General features: G+C 47.8%; 20 protein-coding genes. 8 read left to right on the forward strand and 12 right to left on the reverse strand.

What is annotated here, in order from left to right:
• Position 1: 1 nt before the first annotated feature.
• Positions 2-1,318: a sugar ABC transporter substrate-binding protein gene (locus FS806_RS16050; protein ID WP_144938581.1), complete on the reverse strand. Its 1,317-nt coding sequence runs from the start codon at positions 1,316-1,318 to the stop codon at positions 2-4.
• A gap of 508 nt (positions 1,319-1,826) precedes the next feature.
• Here FS806_RS16050 and FS806_RS16055 point away from each other — a divergent pair.
• Complete coding sequence (locus FS806_RS16055) at positions 1,827-3,635, forward strand: alpha-glycosidase (protein WP_144938584.1); 1,809 nt, start codon at positions 1,827-1,829, stop codon at positions 3,633-3,635.
• A 258-nt stretch (positions 3,636-3,893) separates the two neighbouring features.
• Here FS806_RS16055 and FS806_RS16065 read toward each other — a convergent pair whose 3' ends face one another.
• The 5 genes from FS806_RS16065 to FS806_RS16085 form a co-directional block, all read right to left on the reverse strand.
• Positions 3,894-4,466 (reverse strand): GrpB family protein, encoded by a 573-nt coding sequence (locus FS806_RS16065; RefSeq protein ID WP_144938622.1) that lies wholly within the window; start codon positions 4,464-4,466, stop codon positions 3,894-3,896.
• 213 nt (positions 4,467-4,679) lie between these two features.
• Positions 4,680-5,522: an ABC transporter permease gene (locus FS806_RS16070; protein WP_144938590.1), complete on the reverse strand. Its 843-nt coding sequence runs from the start codon at positions 5,520-5,522 to the stop codon at positions 4,680-4,682.
• Positions 5,522-6,517 carry an ATP-binding cassette domain-containing protein gene (locus tag FS806_RS16075; protein WP_379285725.1) on the reverse strand — a complete coding sequence of 332 codons (996 nt, stop codon included), beginning with the start codon at positions 6,515-6,517 and terminating at the stop codon, positions 5,522-5,524. The genes FS806_RS16070 and FS806_RS16075 overlap by 1 nt, the downstream gene beginning before the upstream one ends.
• 25 nt (positions 6,518-6,542) lie before the next feature.
• The gene (locus tag FS806_RS16080) at positions 6,543-7,127 is read right to left on the reverse strand and encodes a TetR/AcrR family transcriptional regulator (RefSeq protein WP_260982116.1); all 585 of its coding nucleotides are present in this window, start codon (positions 7,125-7,127) and stop codon (positions 6,543-6,545) included.
• A 160-nt stretch (positions 7,128-7,287) separates the two neighbouring features.
• Positions 7,288-7,656, reverse strand: coding sequence for a winged helix-turn-helix transcriptional regulator (locus tag FS806_RS16085; RefSeq protein WP_144938592.1), 369 nt, complete (start codon positions 7,654-7,656; stop codon positions 7,288-7,290).
• Positions 7,657-7,807: 151 nt separating this feature from the next.
• Here FS806_RS16085 and FS806_RS16090 point away from each other — a divergent pair, with 151 nt between their 5' ends.
• Complete coding sequence (locus FS806_RS16090) at positions 7,808-9,298, forward strand: DHA2 family efflux MFS transporter permease subunit (RefSeq protein WP_144938595.1); 1,491 nt, start codon at positions 7,808-7,810, stop codon at positions 9,296-9,298.
• 235 nt (positions 9,299-9,533) lie between these two features.
• Here the strand turns inward: FS806_RS16090 and FS806_RS26230 are convergent, their stop codons facing one another.
• The gene (locus tag FS806_RS26230; protein ID WP_222126684.1) at positions 9,534-9,716 is read right to left on the reverse strand and encodes a hypothetical protein; all 183 of its coding nucleotides are present in this window, start codon (positions 9,714-9,716) and stop codon (positions 9,534-9,536) included.
• Positions 9,717-10,027: 311 nt separating this feature from the next.
• Between FS806_RS26230 and FS806_RS26235 the strand changes: the two genes are divergently transcribed.
• Positions 10,028-10,168 (forward strand): hypothetical protein, encoded by a 141-nt coding sequence (locus FS806_RS26235; protein ID WP_222126685.1) that lies wholly within the window; start codon positions 10,028-10,030, stop codon positions 10,166-10,168.
• 202 nt (positions 10,169-10,370) lie between these two features.
• Here FS806_RS26235 and FS806_RS16095 read toward each other — a convergent pair whose 3' ends face one another.
• The 5 genes from FS806_RS16095 to FS806_RS16115 all read right to left on the reverse strand — a co-directional run bounded on the left by FS806_RS16095 (position 10,371) and on the right by FS806_RS16115 (position 14,498).
• The gene (locus FS806_RS16095; protein WP_144938598.1) at positions 10,371-11,165 is read right to left on the reverse strand and encodes an SDR family NAD(P)-dependent oxidoreductase; all 795 of its coding nucleotides are present in this window, start codon (positions 11,163-11,165) and stop codon (positions 10,371-10,373) included.
• A 73-nt stretch (positions 11,166-11,238) separates the two neighbouring features.
• The gene (locus FS806_RS16100) at positions 11,239-12,243 is read right to left on the reverse strand and encodes a helix-turn-helix transcriptional regulator (protein WP_144938601.1); all 1,005 of its coding nucleotides are present in this window, start codon (positions 12,241-12,243) and stop codon (positions 11,239-11,241) included.
• Positions 12,244-12,367: 124 nt separating this feature from the next.
• Positions 12,368-12,856, reverse strand: coding sequence for a hypothetical protein (locus FS806_RS16105; protein ID WP_260982117.1), 489 nt, complete (start codon positions 12,854-12,856; stop codon positions 12,368-12,370).
• 43 nt (positions 12,857-12,899) lie between these two features.
• Positions 12,900-14,072 carry an MFS transporter gene (locus tag FS806_RS16110; protein WP_144938604.1) on the reverse strand — a complete coding sequence of 391 codons (1,173 nt, stop codon included), beginning with the start codon at positions 14,070-14,072 and terminating at the stop codon, positions 12,900-12,902.
• Positions 14,073-14,195: 123 nt separating this feature from the next.
• Complete coding sequence (locus tag FS806_RS16115; protein WP_028538557.1) at positions 14,196-14,498, reverse strand: ArsR/SmtB family transcription factor; 303 nt, start codon at positions 14,496-14,498, stop codon at positions 14,196-14,198.
• Between the two features lie 323 nt (positions 14,499-14,821).
• On the opposite strand from FS806_RS16115, the gene FS806_RS25795 reads away from it, so the two are divergent.
• The 5 genes from FS806_RS25795 (at position 14,822) to FS806_RS27215 (ending at position 24,245) form a co-directional block, all read left to right on the forward strand.
• Positions 14,822-14,998, forward strand: a complete 177-nt coding sequence (locus FS806_RS25795) for a hypothetical protein (protein WP_186328392.1) — start codon at positions 14,822-14,824, stop codon at positions 14,996-14,998.
• Positions 14,999-15,372: 374 nt separating this feature from the next.
• Positions 15,373-16,164 carry a ParA family protein gene (locus tag FS806_RS16120; protein ID WP_144938607.1) on the forward strand — a complete coding sequence of 264 codons (792 nt, stop codon included), beginning with the start codon at positions 15,373-15,375 and terminating at the stop codon, positions 16,162-16,164.
• Positions 16,154-17,188 (forward strand): ParB N-terminal domain-containing protein, encoded by a 1,035-nt coding sequence (locus tag FS806_RS16125; protein WP_144938610.1) that lies wholly within the window; start codon positions 16,154-16,156, stop codon positions 17,186-17,188. Before FS806_RS16120 ends, FS806_RS16125 begins: the two co-directional genes overlap by 11 nt.
• Positions 17,185-17,625 carry a DUF6075 family protein gene (locus FS806_RS16130; protein WP_144938613.1) on the forward strand — a complete coding sequence of 147 codons (441 nt, stop codon included), beginning with the start codon at positions 17,185-17,187 and terminating at the stop codon, positions 17,623-17,625. The genes FS806_RS16125 and FS806_RS16130 overlap by 4 nt, the downstream gene beginning before the upstream one ends.
• A 38-nt stretch (positions 17,626-17,663) precedes the next feature.
• Positions 17,664-24,245, forward strand: a complete 6,582-nt coding sequence (locus FS806_RS27215; protein WP_144938616.1) for an SNF2-related protein — start codon at positions 17,664-17,666, stop codon at positions 24,243-24,245.
• Positions 24,246-24,369 lie beyond the last annotated feature (124 nt).

The following is a 24,369-nucleotide window of genomic DNA, read 5'->3' on the forward strand; positions in this document are numbered from 1 at the left end:
GTTATTTCGCATCGATATCCGCCTGAATCGTCCTTACTGTCTGATCAAGCGTCTGCTTCACATCAAGGTTCGGATCATCCCATACGGAAATGAACGCTGCCTTGAGCGGGTCCCATACCGAATTGATCTCGGCTACCGACGGCATCGGGACGGACTGCTGGAACTGCTGGAAGAACCCGCTCATAATTGGATCGTTCTGCAGCTCGGGCGCCTCCCCGGCTTCGATATGGGCCGGAATCGCACCGGTCATCTCATAGTTTTTCAGCTGATTTTCCTTGCTGCTGGCAAAATGCGCAAACATCCTCGCAGCGATCGGATAACGGCTATACGAATTGACATAATACGCCTTCACCCCGGAGAAGGAGAGCGAAGGCTGGCCGTCAGGCGTTGCAGGCAGCGGTGCGACGCCAAAGTTGACCTTATCCTTGAAGGCCGCAACCGACCATGGGCCATCGATATTCAGAGCCAGCTTGCCTTCCTGGAACAGCTGGGTCTTCACATCATAGGTCACATCCCCCGCCTTCATTGGCAAAATGTCGCGCAGACTCCGCAAGAAGGTGAAGCCTTCGATCGCTCCTTCCTTGTTGAGCCCGATATCTTCAGGATTCGTATTGTTGTCGCCAAAGATATATCCGCCGAAGCTGCCGATGAACGGATACGTGTAATAGCCGACGAACTCCCACATGACCGCGTATTTATTCGTCTTCGGATCATTATAGGTTTTGGCAAACTCGATCACATCATCCCATGTCTTCGGCGCTTCAGGCATCAGGTCCTTATTATAAAACAAGCCATAGGTTTCTACCGATTTGGGGTAGCCGTACAGCACCCCTTCATAGGACGAGGCCTCCAGCGCCGCTTCAACCATGGATGCGCGCGTTTCCTCTTCGAACAGATCGTTTGGCAGCAGCAGTCCCGCCTTAACCGCCTGGCCGATCTGATCATGCGGCAGCGTCAGTACATCCGCGGCCAGCTTGGACGGGCCGTCGGTTGCCAGGCGTCCGCCCTGCTGCCCGCCGGCCAGTTCCTCGACCGTAACCGGGATGCCATATTCAGCTTCAAAAGCCTGCGCAAGCTGCTGCATATACTCCAACTGCTCCTTTGCTTCCCATACGACCAGCTTCGCTCCCTCCTCAGGAGCAATCTCCTCTTCCCCTACTGCTTCTACATTAGGGCCTTCCCCGTTCCCGGGACCTGTATCCCCAGGCGTATTCCCCGGCGGATTGCCCCCTCCATTGCCGCCGCAGGCTGTCATCACCAGCAGCAGAGCCAGACAGATCAGCATGAATGTCCATCTTTCTTTTGGTGCTTTAATCATCGTACAACCCCCATTCTTTTACATTTGGTGTTACATGTGGTGTTTATGCGCACGTGACTCCTGAACGGGCAGGATGCGCCGCTTCTTTCGCAAACGTTATCCTGAACAGTAGCTGGTACGAATGCGAAAAAGGGTACAACCCGCAGCAATAAGCCGAGGTTGTACCCTTTCGGATACATTGCCTTTAAATTATCATAGGCGATGGATAACTGTTTACTTGCCCCCCATCATACAGCAATCAAAAAAACGTTTGCAAACCGCTCTATCTATGAATTTCGCTTATTTTTTCTGTATTATCTTCCATTATCTCGATTTTCCTCTATTTTACATATCTGCACTAGCGATGATAAACCTGACATGGACTATATGAAAATGGAGGGTTGCCAACATGGAAACCGTGTGATAAGATGAAGAAAATTTAAAGGCAATGAAACTTACGGGTTCAACCTCGGTCCATTCAGAGGTTGGACCCTTTTTGCGTTATCATGCCTTAAGGAGGCCATTATTGATGATTATGCTGGAAGCGGTATACCATCGCATCGGGCTGAACTGGTCCTATGCCTATAACGAATCGACGATACACATCCGTCTGCGCACGAAGCGCGGCAATGTGGCGCAGGTGCAGCTGGTATGCGGCGATAAATACAGCTGGGATAAATACAATGAGTCTGTCGCCATGGAACGGTTTGCTGCGGACGGCCTGTTCGATTACTGGCAAGCCGCCATTTCGCCGCGGTTTCGGCGGGTCGTCTATTATTTTGCCCTCCACGAGGAAGCAGGCGAGACCGTCTATTTTCTGGAGAAGGGCTTCTTCGATAAACCACCGACGATTCGATATGAGGGGCTGTTCGATTTCCCCTACCTGAACCCCGAGGATGTTCACTCCCCGCCGGAATGGGTCAAGGAAGCGGTCTTTTACCAGATCTTCCCCGAGCGCTTCGCCAAGGGCGACCCGTCCATCGACCCGGAGGGGGTGCTGGAATGGGGCGGCGTACCGAGTCCGACCAATTTTTTTGGCGGCGATCTGCAAGGGGTGCTCGACCATATGGACCATCTCGTCGAATTGGGAATCAATGCGATCTATTTCACTCCTTTGTTCGCCGCGACGACCAATCACAAATACGACACGCGTGATTATATGCTCGTGGATCCGCATTTCGGCACGAACGAGAAGCTGAAGGAGCTGGTCGACGCCTGTCACGCCCGGGGCATTCGGGTACTGCTGGACGGTGTATTCAACCACTGCGGGCATACGTTTCCGCCCTTCATCGATGTACAGCAGAACGGTCCCTCATCCCGCTATGCCGACTGGTTTCATATCAAGGAGTGGCCGCTCAAGGTGGAGAACGGCATCCCGAACTATGCCACCTTCGGCTTCGAGCCGATCATGCCGAAGCTGAATACGGGCAATGAGGAGGTCAAGGCCTATCTGCTGGAGGTAGGCCGGTACTGGATTGGCGAACTGGGGCTGGACGGCTGGCGGCTGGACGTGGCCAACGAGGTGGACCACCAGTTCTGGCGCGAGTTCCGCCGCGAGATCAAGAAGGTGAACCCGGACGCCTACCTGCTCGGAGAAATTATGCATGATGCGATGCCGTGGCTGCAGGGCGACCAGTTCGATGCCGTGATGAATTACCCGTTCACCAACATCGTGCTTGATTTCTTCGCCAGAAGACGCACCGACGCCAGCCAGTTTGCCCAGAGCATCAACTCTCTGCTGGCCGGCTTCCCGCAACAGGTCACCGAGGCCGCGTTCAACCTGCTGGGCAGCCACGATACTGTCAGGCTGCTGACGCTGTGCGGCGGCAATAAGCGGCTGATGAAGCTGGCCGTGCTCTTCCAGCTAACCTTTCAGGGAGTGCCCTGCATCTACTACGGGGATGAGATCGGGCTTGACGGCGAGCATGACCCCTACAACCGCAAATGCATGGAGTGGGACCCCACGAAGCAGGATCGTGAGCTGCTGGGCTTCTTCCGCCGCCTGATCACCCTGCGCAAAGCGCACCCTGCCTTGCGCGGCAGCGGCCTGCGCTTCCTGGTAGCCTCCGGGCACCCGCAGCTGCTCGCCTACGAACGGCATGACGAGCGGGACCGCTTTCTGCTGCTGCTGAACAATGACGAGACCGCATGCTCGGTCACCGTGCAGAGCGGAGGGCTGAACGGGCTGTGGCAGGATGCCGGCAGCGACGCCGATGTCCGGACAGACGAGGGAACGATGCAGGTCGCGCTCCCTGGCTTTGGCTACGCCATCCTGCATGCTTCTGGAGATATCGCCACCGAAGCAATCCGTCTATCCGCGCAATATCGCCCGGAGTGAGAACGCGTCCTTGTTCTGCAACTGCAGTGACAAGGGTACCGAGCGACAATTTGAGGACGCTGCTTTCCTGATCATTTCCCGAATCAGGAACAACCCCGCAATCTTCAAGCAAAGACTGCGGGGTTATTTGGCTTGCGCAGGGCTGCTGGATAATGATCGAGGCATCGTTCGCGCCTATGCTCAGAAATTCGTGCAATCGAAGATTTTCCTCCCCATCACAGGGAAAAGCGGAACCTGCATCTACGAGCCCATCACACCTTAATAGGTTCGCTTAACCGCATTCGCTCTCTCCATAATTTCCTTTACAATTGAATCTTTTGCATCTGCATAATCTTGTACGTGACGCCATTGATGTCGTGCTAAGCTTCGCTTCACTTGTGCATACACATCCCGGTCGGAGTCGTTCGCTCTGAGCCAATTACGGAAAAGCAGCATTCGGTCGATTTCGGACGCCCCCTGGCTAAATACGTGAAGATTAATATCCGTATTGGGACCTTTGAATAGACGGTGTTCAAACCAATCAGGTTCCCGTATGTGTAACGTGTACCCCTCTTCCTCCAAGTCGGAAACGTAGGCCGTTTCGTCAGCAGAATTCTCTACTACCAGCAGCATATCGATGATTGGCTTGGCACATAATCCCGGCACCGAAGTAGATCCAACATGCTCCAATTGCAGAACCTTGCTGCCAAGTATTGAACGAATTCGTTCGGCCTCTTGCTCGAAAAGTTTAGGCCAGTGCGGATCATAATCCCGGAGAGGAATGGATGTGTTGTGAGGCTTCAGTTCACCAACCGTTGCTTTCTGAAGCCTTTCCTCACTGGTAGATGCCATATTTGAATGATCATGATTCGATGTCAAATACTCCACCCTCTTTCTTTCAGATACGTAATGAAATTGCTGAGCTCTTTAATATACCACAAGTGCATGTGGGACTGCCTCCTTTAATTCCAAGCCATCTCGTTACGTTATTCAGCTTTCTTTCATTCTCCGTTTGAATATTGCTATCTGCTCCGGTCATATTTGTCCATTTGCTTGAGAACACAGTTATTGCTTGTTGCGATACAGATACATGGTTATCGGCGCGAAAACAGCAGTAATAACTATGGAAGCCAAGAACACCAAGCCAATCTGTTCAAATGTTACCGTGCCATGCATCAAACCGCGTACTGCTGTCACCAGAAGCGAAATTGGGTTGATGTCAACAAACCCCCGAAGCCACGATGGCAGCGTCTGCGGATCAACAAAAACATTGCTGACGAACTGGAGGGGAAACAGGATCATCGTGCTCGCCATCATAAGCGATTTCTCTGTACGCATAATCAATCCGAGCGTTGTCCAAATCCAAGAAAAACTAAAGGAGAATAGTAAAATCAAGGCTACTGCCGCCAAAACACCGATAAATCCGCCGTCCGGCCGAAATCCGAGCAAAAGGCCGAGGGCAATCATAATTGCAGAGGCCATTGTATATCGAACAGTATCCACGAGCAATGCACCAACAAGTGCAGATGGCAGCCGAATGGGTAAGGTGCGGAAGCGATCAAATATACCTTTTCTGATGTCATTGTTCAGATCTACTCCCGTGTATATTGTAATTTGTGAGACGGTCATGACGAGGATTCCAGGAAGAAGGAATTGCAAATAGCCATTCGTTGATCCAGCAATCGCTCCGCCAAATAAATACGTAAACATAAGTAAGAAAATAATAGGGAAAACGGTCACATCGAACAGTTGCTCAGGGATGTGTTTAATCCGAAGCAGGGCTCGCGATGCAAAGGTGAATGTTGAAGAAAAAACGTTTGGCGGACTTGGGCGCTTACTTGAAGCGATTGCATTTCGTAATTGCTCACTCGTTCCACTCTGTTTCTTCAGTTCTGCTGTGCCGGTCATTAACCTGCCTCCTCGCCAACTTGTTCTTTAACAACCGCCTGACTTGTCAACGTCAAAAATACTTCATCAAGACTAGGCTGACCGAGTGAAAAGGCCCTTATTCCAATATCTTCCTTTCCAAATTCTAAGAGGGCTTCGGCTACAAGAGATGGGGCATCGACATGAGCGATAAGAGAGGCAGGATCAGAGGAAGATTTAATGGGAACTTTCAGAATGTTAGTTAGAACTTCAACAGCTCTTTCCCGATCCTCAGGGTCGAGAAGGGAAACGTTCAATGTCCCCGTACCGACTGACGCTTTTAATTCACTGCTCGTTCCTTCTGCGATGATCTTTCCTTGATTGATGACTGCAATCCGATCTGCAAGCTGATCCGCTTCATCCAAATATTGCGTCGTAAGCAATACTGTCGTACCTGCGCTAACTAAGGCACGCACAATATCCCACACCTGATTGCGGCTGCGCGGATCTAATCCGGTTGTCGGTTCATCAAGAAAAAGAAGATCCGGCGTTACAACGATGCTTGCGGCGATATCTATGCGCCGGCGCATGCCTCCGGAATAACTTTTCACTTGCCTTTTTGCTGCATCTTCGAGGTTGAAGGCGCTAAGTAATTCGTCCGCTCGTACTTTTGCCTGCTTTCGAGAGTATCCCATTAGTCTGGCGATCATGACGAGATTTTCATAACCGGTTAAATCTTCATCGATTGATGTGTATTGCCCGGTTAGGCTGATGCGACTTCTTACCGCAGCGGTTTCCGTGGCAAGATCATGACCGAAAATACGGGCGTAACCACCGTCCGGCTGGAGTAACGTAGCGAGCATCCGAATGGTCGTTGTCTTCCCCGCGCCATTTGGTCCTAAGAAACCATAGACCGATCCTTTTCGAATCGATAAATCAATGCCATCAACTGCGCGATGTTTCCCGAACACTTTAACAAGCCCTTTTGCCTCAATGGCCGTATCGGCATCACTCTCGGAATTTCTTATCATGCTCATAGTTGTTCATCCTCTCCAAATTCATTCAGGTTTTCGTGAGAACACTGTTCACTGCTTCCCTCCAGATATCTTTATAGTCTGTTTTAAACGGTATCTGCATGACTATAGAATCTTGAATACCATCGATGACAATAGCGAGCATATGTGCCTTGGCCGCTATATTTTGCGGTTTAACCACTCCTAAATCAGCTCCCTTTTGCAATAACTCCTGGAGGCCTTCTATAAACTCTTGCTCAAATTTTGCAATGCGTTTCAAGTATTTTTCATTGCGCACGGCATAACTCATAAATTCTTTTAAAACTCTTAGATAGACTTCATCTTTTTCCGGAAACATTTTTAGACCTGCTTGATATAGCTTTTCAGCAAAATTTTGTTCATTGTACTCATCCATTTGGACGAAATGGTCAAAGTGATAATCGCCAAGACTGTATTCAAATATTCGATCGATCAATTCTTCTTTTGATGCGAAATGATAGTAAATGGACGGCTTTGTGATACCGACCTTTGTGGAAATCATAGCCAGACTGGTTTTTTCAATCCCGTGTTGTGCAATAAGTTCGAATGCTGCCTCGATCAATTGATTGGATGTCAGTTCTTTCTTTTTCATCATTGTTTTACTCCTTACAGTACAATCCGCAGTTTTTTTAACTATCGTTAGGTAGAATGAAACATAAACAAAACGCTTTGTCAATAATTTAACTACCGTTAGGTAAATAAAAATCAACTTTGAATGAGTGTGTCGTTATAGTCTCTGTTTCAGTCCTCTGGACCTATTGAACTGTATCTTCATTTGATACGTTTTGATACGGATTATCAGGTATTCCCCACCTTACCCCCCATTTTCTCATCTCTTGAAGTACGCATTGAAAGTCCCTGCCTTTATCCGTTAAGGAATATTCTACTGTTACTGGTACTGTTGGAAACACTCTTCGTTCAACAACCTCATGTTGTTCCAAATGCCTTAGAATATCCGTTAAAGATTTGGTGCTGACATTATCCAAATTTCTTCGTAATTGATTAAAACGTTTGGACTCTTTATACAGTTCTGCAATGACTAAGAACGCCCATTTTCCTGTAATAATTTTTAGAACTTCACCGACAACGTACCAGCATTGTTTCTCTTCCGTATTTAAATGCAATTTATTTCCCCCTAACCCCTTGACATATTACCCTTTACTTACATAAAGTTAGTAAGTTTGTCAAATGAAATAATATATAAAAATTTATCCTACTTTTGATGTTACTCTACTTCATTTATAATCTCAATGGAAAGCGTCAGGTGTTGCTATAATGCTTAATCTTATCTCGAAAAAAGGAGGAAATTTAGTGTCCATACAAGCAAAAGTTGCAATGAAAGCCGAAAAAACCCAATCGCTAAAAACGATTAGGGGCCCTTTAATTGCCATTATTATTGGAATGTTTATGGTTATGCTGGATAGTACCGCTATCAATATAGCCATTCCCATTCTCAGCAACGAATTCAATAGTTCGTTATCCGTCATACAATGGTCTGTTACCGGCTATATACTTGCTGAAGCCGCAATTATTCCGATAGCCGGATGGTTGTCCGATAGATTTGGAGCCAATCGTATATTTGTAATTTCGATCGGGCTATTTACATTTAGTTCAATACTATGTGTTTTTGCAACCAATGCCGGGCAATTTGTTGCTTTTAGAATTATGCAAGGCTTGGGAGGCGGACTCGTTATGCCCCTTTCTATGGCGATGATTTACCGTCTCAGTCCTCCGGGCAAAGTCGGAGCTGTAATGGGAATGATAGGAGTCCCCTCTCTACTTGCTCCGGCTTTGGGGCCGATCGTAGCCGGTTGGTTGGTGAATTTCGCAAGCTGGCATTACATTTTCATTATCAACATTCCAGTAGGTCTTATCGGGGTCATCCTTTGTTTGAAAAGCTTGCCTAGCTTCGAGCGTCAGGCAACCGCTCCGCTTGATATTCTTGGTATATTGTTTGGCCCCCTGGCGTTTGCTGCGCTTGTCTATGGTGTCACTCAAGGAGGTGACTCCGGTTGGGACTCCACAAATACAATTATCGGCCTAGCCGTGGGAGTATTAGCTTTGCTCATCTTTATTATTGCCGAGCTGCGTCAACAACACCCTTTGATTGAGCTTCGCGTTTTTCGCTCTAGGGTATTCACACGCTCTATCATTGTCGTATGGATATCTGGAATAGCCTATTACGGTACACTTTTTATTAATCCTGTTTTCTTGCAGGAAGTTAAAGGCCATAATGCATTTGAAGCAGGAATGCTTATGCTTCCACAAGCCATTGCCTCTGCCGTGTTCATGCCGATTGGCGGACGTTTGTTTGACGGGTTTGGTATAAAACCTTTAGTGGTTACTGGAATGGCTTTCATTGGGATTAGTGCGTTCCTCCTTTCCCTTATATCAGCAAAGGATGGTGTGGGAATGCTTATTTTACCATTAGTATTACTAGGCGCAGGAATTGCCCTCCAGGGGATGTCGCTCAATGCGCATATCATGCAAGCAGCACCGCAGCATTTGATCGGCCGGGTAAGTTCGTTATCTGGGGCATCACAGCAAGTTATGGCTTCGTTTGGAATAGCGGGCTTGGCAACAATTTTGACAGAAAGGCTAAAAGACCATCCCGAATCCGGAGTCCAGGCCCCAAATGAAATATGGTCACAAGCATTTAGCGAGACTTTTCTTGTTGTCATGGCTGTTGCAATTGTAGGGATTATCTTAGGTTTCATGATCGACAATCACAAAACAGACGAAAAACAGAACAATAACGAAACTTGACTGGACCGGGTTTTGGAGCAGTATAACTATCCTTATTAGGAGAGCTCAACGACTGGCAGCGATGATGAGGTCAGGGGTTCGATCTCCCTTAGCTCCATAAATGCAATAAGTCAATCTCAGGTCAGCTTTTGCATTTACCGGGCAGTTGGGGAGAGGTAAACCCGAAAGGTTCGCCGTTGCGCACGAATGGCAATACGGAAAGAAAAGATGAAGTTATGCCTGGTGAACGTGCAAGCTAGGCCACCTGACGTTTCTTGAATCCTTGGTAAGTGAAAGGCAGAAGCATAATAATAACGATTACCGACACACCAACCATAACCTTATGCTCTGGAATCCATTGCCCAAAGATATGAAACACTTCATAATTGGTAACTTTACGAAAACTGTCCATCATATTACTCGGCAGCAGATCCATCATATGGTTAAAAAGAGCGGCTGCTCTTACTCGATGGGATAAACAGTGGACCTAGAAGCAAAATCATCACAGTAATGATGACTGAAAAAGGAGTATTCATCCGGCTAGAGAGCCATAGCGTTACCGCTCCAACAAGCAGACAGGCCAGACCGCCAATGAAGACCGTCCACAAATAGGTTTGAAAAACGGTGTATGGAACCGGAGCCATAAGATCAACTATCTGCACACTAGCACTTCCGCCGTCAAATCCGCAGATGCCGAGCAGGAGGAGTGTATAGGACGTCAACGCTAAGGCAATCAGACCCAAGGATACGATGAAACTGGCTTTCAATTTGGCGAAGAATCCATTATGTGTCTACTCTGCAATCGCTGCACAAAAATTGCAGGCTGAAGGATTTAGAGCCTATCGGATGGATGAGGGATTAAATGAATGGCAGGAACATTTCACTCACTAAAGCAAAATGGGTTGTATCAATAAGTTGTCACTGACAATCCCTTTCGGGATAGTAACCATGGCAAATGAAGCTCTAGAATCAGCACGTTAATGTCATATATATTGAGCTATGCTATCCAATTGTTTAACGAGGTTGCTCGATCTATTCCGCGGCAACCACATGATGTTTTAATGAAACTAACGTTTTCCGTTAGAGCAAAAAATTAAAATATTGTCGGTACCATTCCCCCATCTATGCGGATCGGGGATCCTTTGAAGGCGGAGGCCATCGGGCTGCAAATGAAAGCAGTCAATCGGCCGATCTCCACAGGTCTGATAAACCGTTGGATTTCGGATTGAGGCAGGTTCTTCGCCATAAAGTCTCTCTCTTTAGCCTCGAAGGTCATCTCTTCGTTCGAATAAATGCTCTCGATGATCTGCAGCACGTTCTCGGAGAGGGTCGGTCCCGGCAGGATCGTGTTCACTGTAACTTCGGCGCCGCGGGTCAACTTGGACAAGCTCTTGGACAATGACAACAGCATGGATTTGGTCACAGCGTATTGAGGCATCTGTCCGGAAGGCATGACGGCTTCTTCACTCGCGATGAAGATAATACGGCCGTATTCGCGACTCAGCATGGAAGGCAAATAAAACTTGGTTAAGTCGTTGGCGGCGAGAAAGTTCGTGCGGAAGTACTTCTCCCATACGGCATCGTCTACGTCATCATAGGAGATGATCTCATAGATGCCCATGCTGTTGACGAGGATATCGACGTGGGGAAATTTCGCGAATAAAGCTTCTCTCTGCCGCGAATCGACGAGATCGGGGGTTGCATTTCGAGGTTCCGTTTCCGGGAACGCCGCTTGGAACTCAGCTACCGTGCGCTCTACGCCATCGTTGTTCCGACCATTTATGAGTACATGAACGCCTTCCCTGGCAAGTTCAAGGGCAATCGCTTTTCCTATGCCTCTAGTTGATCCCGTTACTAAAGCCGTCTTATTCTTCAATCCCATATCCATCTGCCTGCACTCCTTATGTTTAGGATAGGATCATGATACATCGTTTCGCCTACTCCGTAACTAGCACAGAACGTCAATTCTCTTGCGCGAAGCGCCAATTGGCGGGAGTTTCCCCTGTCCATGAGCGAAACGCGCGATAAAACGAATTTTGGTCCTCGTAGCCGACGAGAAAAGCGACCTCTTTGATCTCCAGCGCAGGGTCTGCCAAGTAAGCGACGGCCATCTCCCGCCTAGTTTTCTCCAGCAACTGCTTAAAGCTTGCGCCTTCTTCCGTCAGCCTGCGCTGCAAGGTGCGCTCGCTCATCCCCAACTCGGAAGCTACGTTTTGAATGTCGATTCTCCCTCGAGTTAGGCATCGAGACAAGATCCACATCACCTTATCGCTTATGGTGAGCTGGCTCTGTTGTTCTTCCAGCGTACGATCCAAGGCGGGAGTCAGAATCTCGAGAAGTTCTTCGTTGTACGACGTGAAGGGGCGGTTCAGATCGTCGCGATTCAGCTTTAGCCGATTGCGATCCGTCCCCGTCCGTACGCGGCAGCCGAAATAATCTTCAAGGGCTTGAACGTCGCCCATAGGGTGTATGAATTCGACAGACCGAGCCTTCAGATGACGGCCTGTTCCCCGGCGCCCGAGCTCAAGCAGGTAGGCGAGCGTAATGACGACAAGCACCGGTGGTCCGGGTTGCTCGTCATGCTGCCACTCCAATTCAATCGAGCATTGCTCGCCTTCCTCCTGAATCCTCAAGTTTTCCGGAGGGCACATTTGCTTATAGCGCGCCATTCGGTTCAGCGCGTCCCGGTAGTCACGAGCGTGAAAGGTCGCCAAAGCAGCCGGCGGATACTGAGCTGTCTCGTACGCGGTCGCAAGCTTGACGATTCCCGTAGCGATGTCCCCGACGAGTTCGGAATAAGCTTGCCAGATCGAATAATATTGTGCGGTCGTGACTAACGGTTCGGTGATGACGGTTAGCGGTAGACGTGCTTGGCGCGCTACATCAATGGGTTCTACCCCTATCCCCCTCAGGCTGGTCCAGAAACCTGGCGCGATCTTGATACGGTCTGCGGAAGGAGCGTTCATGGCTGTCGACCTCCAAGGACAAAGTCAAATTGCAATAATCCACGGAGCCCGCGGATCATTGATTCTGCTAATTATAGCGTTACCGTGCGGGGTGAGGCCACCCGGTAATTTATTTGCGGCGGCCTCATGATATGTTTTCTACGCTATCGTTCTCCGTTAGAGCTATATATAATCGAGGATTTTTTTCCAGCACACGCTGCGCATGCTCTGTAAATTTCAAGTCCGCAATCCGATCTTTGAACAGAAACATGCCGGTCTCATTGCTGTGTTTGCCGAGGGCTCCCTCATAATAGGTTGGCTCCATGAGTAGGCGGAGAGGAAAAAACTTCATAAACCGTTCAAACCATAAGGCAAGTCCGGAATCTTTTCCTTTTCTTAGAGTATTGCTAATTCCCGGGTCAACACTGCGGATCTTGATGTCTTCCTTGGCAAGTTGCGGTGCCACGGCTTGAGTCCACAACGAAAGCGCCAGCTTAAAAGTCGCGTAGGGCCAAACATTTTGCGAAAGCTTTAGGGATGCTCTAAGTTTTCGATCGTAATCCCATTCCGCCCGATCGATCCACTGTAACCTCATCATGTTGTATTTATTGAGTTCTTGTACCCGGTTGTTCAACTCATTTAATGGATGCCTTTTTAGACTTCATCCCAGGATACTCTCAGGCACCTTGACTGCCGGCATTCATTCGCATCTTCAAGAACGGCACCGCCACGATCGCAATAGCGACCCCAACCATCCCGACCCATGTAATTGATGACAGGGACACCCGGTCGATCATGACGCCTCCGATTCCAGCACCCGCAGCCATGGACAATTGCATCATGGATTGGTTCAGGCTCAGCATGATTCCAGAATAATTCGGTTCAATCCGAACCAGATTGAATTGTTGCGTTGGACCGGAAGACCAAGCCGCAAACGACCATAAGATCAGGAGGGTGACAATCGGCAGCCACGAGTGCGTATAGGTAACGGTTAGAGAGAGGAGAAGCAGCGCTATGACGTGCAAGAGCATTCCCCCTGACAGTGTCGGGAATACCCCCCATTTATCCGTGCTGAAACCGCCGAATTTGGATCCGACCAGGCTGGCGATGCCGAACGCCAATAGCACTCCACTCAGCATTCCATCTTTCAATCCGGCAACATCAAGTAGATACGGTGAAATGTAGGTGTAGGCGATCGAGTATCCTCCGAGCCAGAAAAAGGTAATCGCAAGCCCTAGCGCTACGTTTCCGTTTTTCAAGAAGGCAAGTTGCTTGGACAACGGAATCGGTTTATCCCCTTGAACTCGAGGGATGATGGCGTACAGAACGAACATTGCCACAAGACCGGCCAGTGCCAATATACCAAAAACGGATTTCCATCCGAATTGTGCTGCAACGATACGTCCAAGAGGCACGCCGATAATCAAGGAAGCCGTAAAGCCCATCACCACGGTAGCAATCGCGCTGGCTTGTTTGCTTGGGGCGGCGATTTTCGCGGCGACGTCCAAAGCGGTTACCACGACCATTCCCGCGCCCACAGCCATGATGACGCGAGCTGCGAGAAACGATGAATAGCCTGGCAAAACGAAAGACAGAATATTCCCCATTACGAAGATACCCAGCGCCCAAACCAGCAGTTTTTGTCTTTCCACCTTAGCAGTCAACGCCATGAGGATCGGGGTGCTTATGGCGTACACAAAGGAAAAGATCGTGACCAACTGCCCCGCAGAAGTAACGGAAATACCCATTGTATCCGAGATCTTATCCAAGATGCCGGAAATAACATACTCGGATGTACCCACCAAAAAAGTAACCAATGCCAATAAATAGACTCTCCACGTGTTAGACAATACGTTCACTTCTCCTTTTTCTGTTGTTCAATAGATGAGGATCTTTTATGAATTTACATATCGCAATATGTCGATTTGTAAGGTCAAAAAAAACTGAATACGTTTGAGGTATTCAAGTTCAGATTAGAGTTTCTGATTTAAGAAATCAGCTAATTCGCTTATTTTCTCTTCGTTTCGTTTGTAGTACGTATATTTGCCGATCCGCTCGGTTCGAATCAGTCCGGCCCGTTGTAGAATGGACAAATACTGCGAAGCCGTCGACTGTGTCATGTTCAACTTATCCGTCACTTGACTGACGCACACCCCGATTTCCCTCATATCCACTCCTTCATGGGGCACAAAATGTTTTTCGGGCTCCTTAAGCCACTGTAAAATCTGTAGTCTCGACTCGTTAGACAACGCCTTGAACACTTCAATTGGATCCATGTCTATTATTATATCTACATTTCACGATATGTCAATAAAATGTTGTTCTTGATACCTTAACTATACTTCCTCCAAACATCTCGTAAGCAAATGATGAAAATTCAAAATTCCGTGTGGTTCGAAATAGTCTTTCGCTTCACGAATGTACTTAAGTGATGAATTTGTAATCAAACGGATACAAAAGCGTTGCTGCAGCAACACTATTTTTCTTCATTGCAATTAAGAGACCCTGCGGCGCAGCCACATTACATGGTGGACCTTTCATAAATGAACATTGCGGTTGAAAATCAACAATATTATAAAGAAACGTGGAGTAGAGGATCATGAAAATGCTGACACGGAAAATGATGTGGCTGGGAATGGCACTCGTCCGTGTTGACCGTATTCGGGGGAGCGATGATGGAATCGGTGGTTCAGCCAATACAATGAATGACATCACTGCTCTTGGCAAGCGGTTGGCTACAACCAATCTCCCCAGCGGACTTTCACCACTTTATTAATCGTAATGCGTACGCACTAAAAAAAGGTTCATTAGACTTAATCTAATGAACCTACTCTTATTGAAGTGATACCGGTGAGAGGACTCGAACCTCCACGGGTCTCCCCATTCGATTTTGAGTCGCGAGTGTTATTATAACACATGCGGAAGTTAAGTCAAGGAAGAAGAATTTAGAACCCGCGAAAAGCCTTGTAAAATCAAGGTTTTTCGCGGGTTTTTCTGTTTTTTTCAGGCTCCGTAAGGCGTCCCGGCGACTACCTAAAATGAAGCCATTTTGAGACGTTGGGAAGAACTCGGAGAGAACAATAACAGAACAGCCCGCTCCCTACCATTGACAAATTAAAATGAAGCCACTGCTTCAGGGAGGGTTTTGAAATGACCAAAACGACGGTGATCACCATTGCCAATCAAAAAGGCGGAACAGGCAAAACAACCACTGCTTACAACCTGGCTTACGCCTTATCTAATGAAGGAAAAAAAGTGCTGCTGGTCGATTTTGACCCGCAAGGTAATCTGACTATGTGCTTTGGCATTGAACAGCCTGACAAACTTCAGTTTTCGATGTTCAATGTGATGAACGCAATGATGACGGACGAGCCGCTGCCATCGCCCGAAGAATATATTCATTCTCATGGCAACATCGACCTGATTCCGAGCAACATTGAATTGTCCGTAGCTGAGATTAATCTACGCGATGAAATGGGCGGAGAGAAAACGTTGGCTTCCCTTCTGGAACCAATGAAACATAAATACGATTACATCATTATCGATACGAATCCTTCCCTCGGCCTCCTTACAATCAACGCTCTGGCAGCCAGCGACAGCGTCCTTATTCCGGTAAACCCGCAACTATGGTCCGCCACGGGTTTGACCCAATTGCTTAAAATTATCGTCAAAGTGAAAAAACGGATTAATCCAAGGATTGGTATCGAGGGCATCTTAATGACCATGTGTGATACCCGAACGAACTTATACAAGGAAGCCTTTCGTCTTGTGAAAGTTTACTACCGGGAAACTTTCCGTATCTTCGATTTGCAAATCCCGCTTTCCGTTAAAGTCGGGGAAGCCAACTTTTACAGTCAAAGCATTATCGAGTTTCATCCAAAATCCAAAGTAGCCTTGGCTTACCAAAGCTTGGCGAAGGAGTTGATCCAAAATGGCAAGTAAACGTCCTACGCCCAAGCTCTCCAGTATTGATGAATTGCTGCTGTTGTCCGAGGAAACAAAAGTGCCGGAAACCGTAACCGGAACAGGTGTAACCCAGCTACTTCTATCTGACCTGGTTCCGTTTCATAACCACCCCTTCAAGTTATATGAAGGGAATAAGCTGGATGAGCTAGTTGAGAGTGTTATGGAAAACGGAGTGTTGATTCCGATCATTGTCCGACCAAAAGAACCCAATGGTTATGAAATCCTGTCCGGGCATAACCGTGTGAATGCCGCGAAAGCTGCCGGTTTAATCACTGTTCCTTCTATTATAATGGACAATCTTACAGAGGCCGAAGCCGTCATCATCGTGGTGGACACTAATTTCCATCAACGTTCTATCCAGGATATGCTGCCCAGTGAGTTGGCTCGTGCCCTGCATATGCAGCTTGAAGCCTGTAAGGAAGCTAGACAGAAACAAGGTAGAATAAACGAAATTGAAAATGCCGAAATTCCCAGTAGTGACGGGGAAAACAACGAAGGTGTCCCAGTGGGACACCGCGGCAAAAGTGTCTTTGAGGTTTCCCATAAAAACGACATGAGTCCTACCAATATCAAGCGTTATTTACGTCTCAATCATTTAGTCCCTGAGTTGTTAGAACGAGTCGATCAGGGAGAAATCAAACTACGCCCCGCTGTAGATTTGTCTTATTTGAAACCGGAAGAACAGCAAACAGTAGAAGCCTTGATTCAGCAACAAGGCTACAAGGTGGATATGAAAAAATCGGAGCTGCTTAGAGGAAAGTCCGAAAACCACAATTGTAATGAACAGGTCATTATGGCCATTCTTTCCGGGGAAGCCACCCGGAGACCGAAAAGCAAAACCCCCGCCCCTTTTAAGTTGAAACATAAAATTTACACCAAATACTTTTCGCCGAATAGCAAAGCGGCGGAAGTCGAAGAAATCATCGACAAAGCGCTGGCCTTCTATTTCTCGCAACACCCCCAAGAAAACCATGATCCAGACAAGGAGGAATTTCAATGATGTTTAAAGACCTTGCCCATGAACAGTTTTATGAAGGAAACGTAATCCGCGCTCATCGTCAGCATGATCCTTATCGTAAGGCCCTCTTTTATCTCCTGGGCCTGACAGAAGACACCCGCAGAAACATCAACGATCTTTACAATTTCAAGGAAGATAGCATCCGACTAGAGGGATTGAACGAAAGTTGGCAAACCGGAACCACTTCTCGTCTTACGCGATTAGCATTCAATTTATACACCGGCTATACGGGAGAAAGTGAAGAGGACGCCCGTCATTACAGCCCCTACTATCTATTTGACAACGGCTTACTGCCTTACTTTTTTGAAGCGGTTAAACTTCGCTATCCTTCCTACGCCTCTGATTTATCGCAGAGTTGGACATCGTTTCAACCTTTCACTAACCACGGCAGAGATGTATGGGATGAACTGGAGCACTAAAACCGCAATTCGAACCATGGAGGAAGGAGGACAACCATATGGCACGCGCTAAACAATTGAAATCGTTATATGAATCCGGAGTAGCTTACATTTCCAATACACCTGAAGCCTGGACGGACTATCTGACCTTTGCTTCCGGGATTTATAAATATTCCTTCGACAATGCCCTGCTGATCTACATGCAAAACCCCAATGCGACCATGCTGGCTTCCTTACCTCTTTGGAACAAATTGGGGCGTTTTGTTACCAAAGGAGAAAAAGCGATCGCTGTCTGTGATTATCGCGATGCCGGGTTAACGCTGGATTATTTATTTGATGTTTCCCAAACTTACGGTAAGGCCGCGCCAAAAACATGGAGTTTGGAACATTTGGATATGGCTGAATTGGCAGACAGACTGTCTTCCTTCGATACCGATAATCTCAGCGAATGTATCAGTATGATGGTCAGACAAAGCATCGCTTCTTTGGATGTGTCTATGCAGGATATTGAACTGGACATGGCTGATCATCTGTTTGGTTCGCTTCCTACCGGGGGCATTGAAGATCAAATGTTGGAGTTAATTGAAGCGAGCAGCCGTTTTTTCATTCACCAGCGCTGCGGCATACCGGATTCCGTCCTCTCTCCAGCCTTTGATACGATCCCTCATTGGAATACCGTGCCTCTCATGTCCCGGCTTGGCGGAATCGTCACCGAGTTATCCAAAGAAATCCTGCTGGACATCGGGAGACATGTCAAAATCATGGAACAGGAAAGGAGTATGACTCATGACCGAAATGAAGGCGAATCTGCATTATTCCGAACAGACGGACGGCCTGCTTTATCCTCAACTGCAAATCTCCAATCAAGCGGAGGCCGACCAGCAACCTCTGGGCAAATACGGGCGAATGGCACTGAACTATTTGCGGAATCATCATCCTCAGAGATTCATGAGCTTGAAAATGCAAGGGAATCTGATGGAAAAAATGCACCAAGTAGATCGGGAGGCCACCGAGAAGATAGAGCATCTCACGGAACAGCTTCTCCGATTTCGTCCGATGCCGCAGACCGAAGATATTTTGGAGAGGACACGCCACCTGAATCAGATCAAGTCCACAGCCGAGGAACTGGTATTGAACGACATCGTATTGAAACCGAGATAACCGAATCGAGACCGAATCCGGAACCGCCTGTCAGCGGTTCTTTTTTTACGCATAAAAAGGAAAACGACAACAACAGGTTTTCTGCCGAAGATATGTTGGAAAACCTGCTGCGCAGCGACCGAGGCGGATTGGTGATCAAACCGCGTGTGTATCAATTTGTTACCGAAGAACCCCAGCCCGTAAAACCAGCTAAACTTGCCGCATTGCTCAAGTCCCTATACGGAATCGGCGGCGCTAGAGGAGAGTTCGGCAACGGGTTACGCGGATTCGACTACAATGGCAAAGGGATCGAGTTGTATTGGACGGATGCGGATGGCGAACATCATGGTACTTTCACTTGGAATAAAGTCGCCACCAAGATTTTAGAACTGATCCGGGATGGCCGTTATGATGAGAACTTTGCTCCCTTCCCTCCCGTTGAACCGGAATGGACATTGTTTGACTATGCCTTGCAATTGAAGCAACAGGAAACCGGTAGAGATGAATTCATCGACCACCAAATAGACGAAACAAGGGAAGAAGTCGCAAATCAAGATTCTCCTGGTCTTGAAACGGATGATGAGTATCACGAAACAACCGTTACGACTTCTAATGCTTCTACTCTTTCACCCACTCGCAGCAACGCTGTCAATTTTCACTTTAACCCGGAGGCTTCCCCTTACGTTTCAGGCCCGAAAAGCAAATACAAACGGAATGTGGAAGCCATTCAATTGCTTAAGCAACTGGAACATGAAAACCGCTTCGCCAGCCAGGATGAACAACAGATCCTAGCCGGTTATGTCGGGTGGGGCGGCTTGGCCAACGCCTTTCATCCATCCGCCCCCGGTTGGGAAAACGAGTACCAGGAACTGAAACATTTGCTGGATGAAACGGAATATGCAGCGGCGCGGAATTCTACCATCACTGCTTTTTATACCGAGCCATTCCTTATTGAACACATCCATGCCACGTTGCATCGTTTTGGTCTTACAGATGGAAAAGGCCGTAAACTGCTGGAACCCTCCATGGGAACCGGAAATTTCTTCTCTGTATTGCCTCTGGATTGGCATCGGGCGGAGCTTCACGGCGTGGAACTGGACAGCATTACAGGCAGAATCTCACGGCAGCTATATCCTCAAGCAACCATCTATCTACAAGGCTTTGAAACAGTCGATTTTCCGGACGATCATTTTGACGCCATATTCAGTAATATCCCGTTTCACAATATTCGTGTTTTTGACCGGCGCTACACCAGCAATTACCTGATCCATGATTATTTTTTCATCAAATCTTTAAACCTGCTCAAACCCGGCGGCATCTTGGCCTTTATCGTCAGCAAAGGCACATTGGACAAACAGGATTCCTCCGTTCGGGAAGTGCTGGCGCGAAAAGCGAACTTGATCGGAGCCGTACGCCTGCCCAACACGACTTTTCAATCGCTGGCCGGAGCCGAAGTCACGACCGACATCGTTTTTTTGCAAAAACGGGAACAGCCGCTGATGTCATTGAAAAAAGAAGACATGCCCGAATGGGTGTTTACCGATGTTACCGAAGATGGTATACCGATCAACCGTTACTATCTCTTTCATCCTGAAATGGTGCTGGGTCGCATGGTTTGGGATCGCGGCATGTATGGGCCGGAGCAAACGACAGCTTGTGTGCCGTATGACAATCAGGAACTGTCTCCCATGCTAGAGCAAGCGCTCAGTACTCTTCAAGCCTCCTTCCCTGATGCATCGGAGCAAACATCGGAGACAAGCTTGCCGGATGTGCTGGATGAGGAAGAAGTCAAACCGATCAAAGCGCCTCCCGGAACCAAAAATTTCACCTACCTACTTCAGCAAGGACAAATTTACTACTGTGAAAACGGCTATTTATTGCATCAAGACATCAAGGGCAAAAAAGCCGAACGAATCAAGGGATTATGCGAAATCAAGTCGGTGCTTTTGGATGTCATTCAAATTCAGTCCCATGAGTATGGCTATGACGAAGCAGAATTAAAGCAGGCACAACAGCGGCTCAATCAGGTATACGACCGCTTTGTCCAACAATACGGTTTTATTAATGACCGAGCGAATACAGCCGCTTTTGCTGATGACGATCAACTTCCGCTGTTGCGCTCCATCGAAGATCAGACTCCAGAGAAAACATGGGTGAAGGCTGCCATCTTTTCCCGTCCGACGATTAAGATGAACCGTCTGCCAGACCATGCAGATAACGCTCTGGAAGCCTTGCAAATTTGTTTAAATCAACGGTTGCGAGTTGACTTGCCGTATATTGCCCACTTATGCGGCAAATCGGTCGCCGAAATACGGGAAGAACTAGGGGATCGCATCTTCCTGAATCCACAAAAATATACCGACGACGAAGAGGAAGGATGGGAGCTGGACGAGGAATATTTGTCCGGCAATATCAAAGATAAGTTGGCTTATGCCACATTGAAGGCGCAGGAACGTCCCGACTTGTTTGAGCGTAATGTGGCGGCGTTAACCCGCGTTCAACCTGCTCCGCTGTTACCCGGCGATATCGATTTTCGCATTGGCAGCCCGTGGATTCCCGTACGCTATTACCGCGATTTTATGTATGAAACCTTTGGGACGACCCAAGCGTTTCAAAGAGCCCGTACCATCGACGTGGAATATTTGGAATATACCAATACGTGGCGCGTATCCGGTAAAACGTTGGAGCGAAACTCCATCAAGGCAAACCAGACCTACGGTACCCATCGAGCGAACGCCTACGAGATTTTTGAAAGCAGTTTGAATTTGCAAAGTATTACGATTCGAGATCCGGTCACCTACTTGGACAGCAATGGCAAGGAGCAGGTCAAATACGTGGTTAACGCCAAAGAAACGATGATTGCCCGTGCCAAACAACAGCAAATGAAAGAAGCCTTTGGAGCCTGGTTGTTCCGAGACAAGGAACGGGCGGATACGTTGCTTGCTATTTACAACGATAAGTTTAACACGATCCGTCCTCGTACTTATGATGGCGATCATCTGGTGTTCCAAGGCATGAATGAGGATATGGCGTTGCGGAAGCACCAAAAGGATGTCGCGGCCCGGATTATCTATTCCGGCACCGCGCTTATGGCTCATGAAGTCGGCGCGGGCAAAACCGCCGCTATGATTGCCGCAGGCATGTACTTGAAGCGTATCGGCGCGATCCAAAAACCGATGTACTGCGTCCCCAACCACTTAACCGAACAATGGGCCAATGAATTTCTACGTTTCTTTCCTGCTGCTAATATTCTGGTAACGACAAAAAAGGATTTTGCTCTGGCCAATCGCCAGCGCTTTGTCTCACGGATTGCGATGGGAGATTACGATGCCATCATCATCGGCCACAGCCAATTTGAGAAAATCCCCATCTCCAAGAAACGCCAGGAACAGCTCCTGCAAGATGAAATCCGCAACGTCTCTCAGATGATTGACCAGATGAAAAAAGAAAAGGGAGACAACTGGAGCATTAAGCAAATGGTCGTTTTCGAGAACAACCTGAAGTCCCGTCTGGAGCGTCTAGTCAATGAAGGCAAAAAAGACGATTTGATTACCTTCGAGCAGCTTGGTGTGGATATGCTATTTGTCGACGAGGCGCATGCGTATAAAAATTGCTTCACATTCACTAAAATGCGTAACGTTGCCGGCATCGGTAAATCCAGCAGCCAACGAGCGACGGACATGCTGCTGAAATGCCAATATTTGCAGGAAATCAACAACGGCCGCGGCGTCGTTTTTGCTACTGGCACTCCGATCAGTAACAGCATGTCCGAGATGTATGTCATGCAGCGCTACCTTCAACCACATTTGCTGCAAAAATTGGGATTACACTTTTTCGACAACTGGGCCGCAACGTTCGGTGAGGTCGTCACCTCGTTGGAGATTACCCCGGAAGGCAGCGGCTACCGAATGAAATCCCGCTTTGCCAAATTTCATAACTTGCCGGAACTGATGAGCCTATTTCGTCTGGTTGCCGATATTCAGACTGCCGACATGCTGAAACTTCCTACCCCACAGTTGGAAGGCGGTAAAGCAACCATCGTTGTCAGCGAGTGCACTCCTTATCAAAAAATGATGATGAACGAATTTGTCGAGCGAGCAGAGAAAATACGGAACAACGAAGTGGATGCTACGGAAGACAATATGCTGAAGCTGACACACGAAGCAAAACTCATGTCCATTGATCCCCGACTCGTGGACGAAGAAGCCCCCTCCGATCCGGACTCTAAACTGAATCGCTGTATTTCCAACGTTTTTGACATTTGGAAGAAAACCCAGGATGACCAGCTTACTCAAGTAATTTTTTGCGACAGCGGCACTCCGAAACCGGGACAATTTAACGTGTACGATGAGGTAAAAGCCCAACTGTCTCATTTCGGTGTACCTGAACAAGAAATCGCTTTTATTCATGATGCGAAGACCGATGTGCAGCGGGAGGAACTTTTTGAAAAAGTTCGCCGCGGCGAAGTCCGGATATTGCTTGGATCGACTCAAAAAATGGGAACTGGTACCAATGTGCAAGATCGTCTCATTGCTGCTCACCACTTGGATTGCCCCTGGCGACCGGCAGACATTACGCAGCGTGATGGCCGTATCCTTCGGCAAGGCAATCGGAATGAAGTCGTCCAGATTTTCCGTTATGTCACGAAAGGGACTTTCGACTCTTACCTGTGGCAAATCCAGGAACAAAAACTTCGCTATATCTCCCAGGTCATGACAGGAAAAAGCATTTCCCGCTCCTGTGAAGATGCCGATGAAACGGTTCTTTCTGCCGCCGAGGTAAAAGCTATTGCAACCGCGAATCCATTGCTTGCGGAGAAAATGCAGATAGACAACGAGGTCATTCGCCTGAAACTGCTGCAATCCAATTGGCATAACGAACGTATGATGCTGGAGGGCAAAATCAAGCAATATCCGCAATTAATCGAAAAGATACAACATGAAATCAAGGATTTACAAGCAGACATTCACTTATCCCGCCAGTCCATGAACCAATCTTTTGTCATGGAATTGGATGGAAAAACCTTTACGGAACGCCCAAAGGCAGGCGAAATGCTTCTCCTCCTTTTCAACATGACGGAATTGCAACCTGATGAATCGGTACGAATCGGATCTTATCGCGGATTTGAACTTTTGCTTGCCCGCCAATCGATGTACAATATGCATCTGGAAATCAAAGGAGCGAAAAGCTACGCCATTGATTTAGGCGAGTCAGAATTGGGCAACATTTCCCGTATCGAGAATGCCATTGAAAAAATCCCCTCATTGCTGCAAGATGCTGAACAAAAGCAAAAAGATACGCACGATCAGCTAACGGCTGCTCTGAACGAAATAGACAAGCCTTTTGAATTTGAACAAAAATTGCAGGAGATGGCAGCGAGGCAATCCGAGATTAATTCGGCACTAGAGTTTGAGGAACTTCAAGGACAGGAAGTAATGATTGATGAACCATTGGTGGGACAAACCGAACAGGAAAAGGATGAAGTGCACTGCGAACCGTGAGAAATCGACTAAACCACTAGTACGATATATATCGACATTTCCTAATCTTCTGGACAGTCAAAAGTTCTACAGCATTAAGAAGCGAGCGAATCGGCGTCAATATCAGTCGTTTCCTGCTTGGATT

It is taken from the genome of Paenibacillus sp. 32O-W, assembly GCF_007679495.1.
Lineage (GTDB): Bacteria > Bacillota > Bacilli > Paenibacillales > NBRC-103111 > Paenibacillus_L > Paenibacillus_L residui.

What these genes read in the sequence shown, in the direction of transcription:
- FS806_RS16115 (WP_028538557.1), bottom strand. Translation starts at nt 14,498, where the DNA reads ATGGATCCAATTGAAGTGTTCAAGGCGTTGTCTAACGAGTCGAGACTA.
- FS806_RS16070 (WP_144938590.1), bottom strand. Translation starts at nt 5,522, where the DNA reads ATGACCGGCACAGCAGAACTGAAGAAACAGAGTGGAACGAGTGAGCAA.
- FS806_RS16100 (WP_144938601.1), bottom strand. Translation starts at nt 12,243, where the DNA reads ATGAACGCTCCTTCCGCAGACCGTATCAAGATCGCGCCAGGTTTCTGG.
- FS806_RS16050 (WP_144938581.1), bottom strand. Translation starts at nt 1,318, where the DNA reads ATGATTAAAGCACCAAAAGAAAGATGGACATTCATGCTGATCTGTCTG.
- FS806_RS16075 (WP_379285725.1), bottom strand. Translation starts at nt 6,517, where the DNA reads ATGAGCATGATAAGAAATTCCGAGAGTGATGCCGATACGGCCATTGAG.
- FS806_RS16130 (WP_144938613.1), top strand. Translation starts at nt 17,185, where the DNA reads ATGATGTTTAAAGACCTTGCCCATGAACAGTTTTATGAAGGAAACGTA.
- FS806_RS16095 (WP_144938598.1), bottom strand. Translation starts at nt 11,165, where the DNA reads ATGGATATGGGATTGAAGAATAAGACGGCTTTAGTAACGGGATCAACT.
- FS806_RS16120 (WP_144938607.1), top strand. Translation starts at nt 15,373, where the DNA reads ATGACCAAAACGACGGTGATCACCATTGCCAATCAAAAAGGCGGAACA.
- FS806_RS16055 (WP_144938584.1), top strand. Translation starts at nt 1,827, where the DNA reads ATGATTATGCTGGAAGCGGTATACCATCGCATCGGGCTGAACTGGTCC.
- FS806_RS16065 (WP_144938622.1), bottom strand. Translation starts at nt 4,466, where the DNA reads ATGGCATCTACCAGTGAGGAAAGGCTTCAGAAAGCAACGGTTGGTGAA.
- FS806_RS26230 (WP_222126684.1), bottom strand. Translation starts at nt 9,716, where the DNA reads ATGATGGATCTGCTGCCGAGTAATATGATGGACAGTTTTCGTAAAGTT.
- FS806_RS26235 (WP_222126685.1), top strand. Translation starts at nt 10,028, where the DNA reads ATGAAACTGGCTTTCAATTTGGCGAAGAATCCATTATGTGTCTACTCT.
- FS806_RS27215 (WP_144938616.1), top strand. Translation starts at nt 17,664, where the DNA reads ATGGCACGCGCTAAACAATTGAAATCGTTATATGAATCCGGAGTAGCT.
- FS806_RS16080 (WP_260982116.1), bottom strand. Translation starts at nt 7,127, where the DNA reads ATGATGAAAAAGAAAGAACTGACATCCAATCAATTGATCGAGGCAGCA.
- FS806_RS16090 (WP_144938595.1), top strand. Translation starts at nt 7,808, where the DNA reads ATGCTTAATCTTATCTCGAAAAAAGGAGGAAATTTAGTGTCCATACAA.
- FS806_RS25795 (WP_186328392.1), top strand. Translation starts at nt 14,822, where the DNA reads ATGAAAATGCTGACACGGAAAATGATGTGGCTGGGAATGGCACTCGTC.
- FS806_RS16125 (WP_144938610.1), top strand. Translation starts at nt 16,154, where the DNA reads ATGGCAAGTAAACGTCCTACGCCCAAGCTCTCCAGTATTGATGAATTG.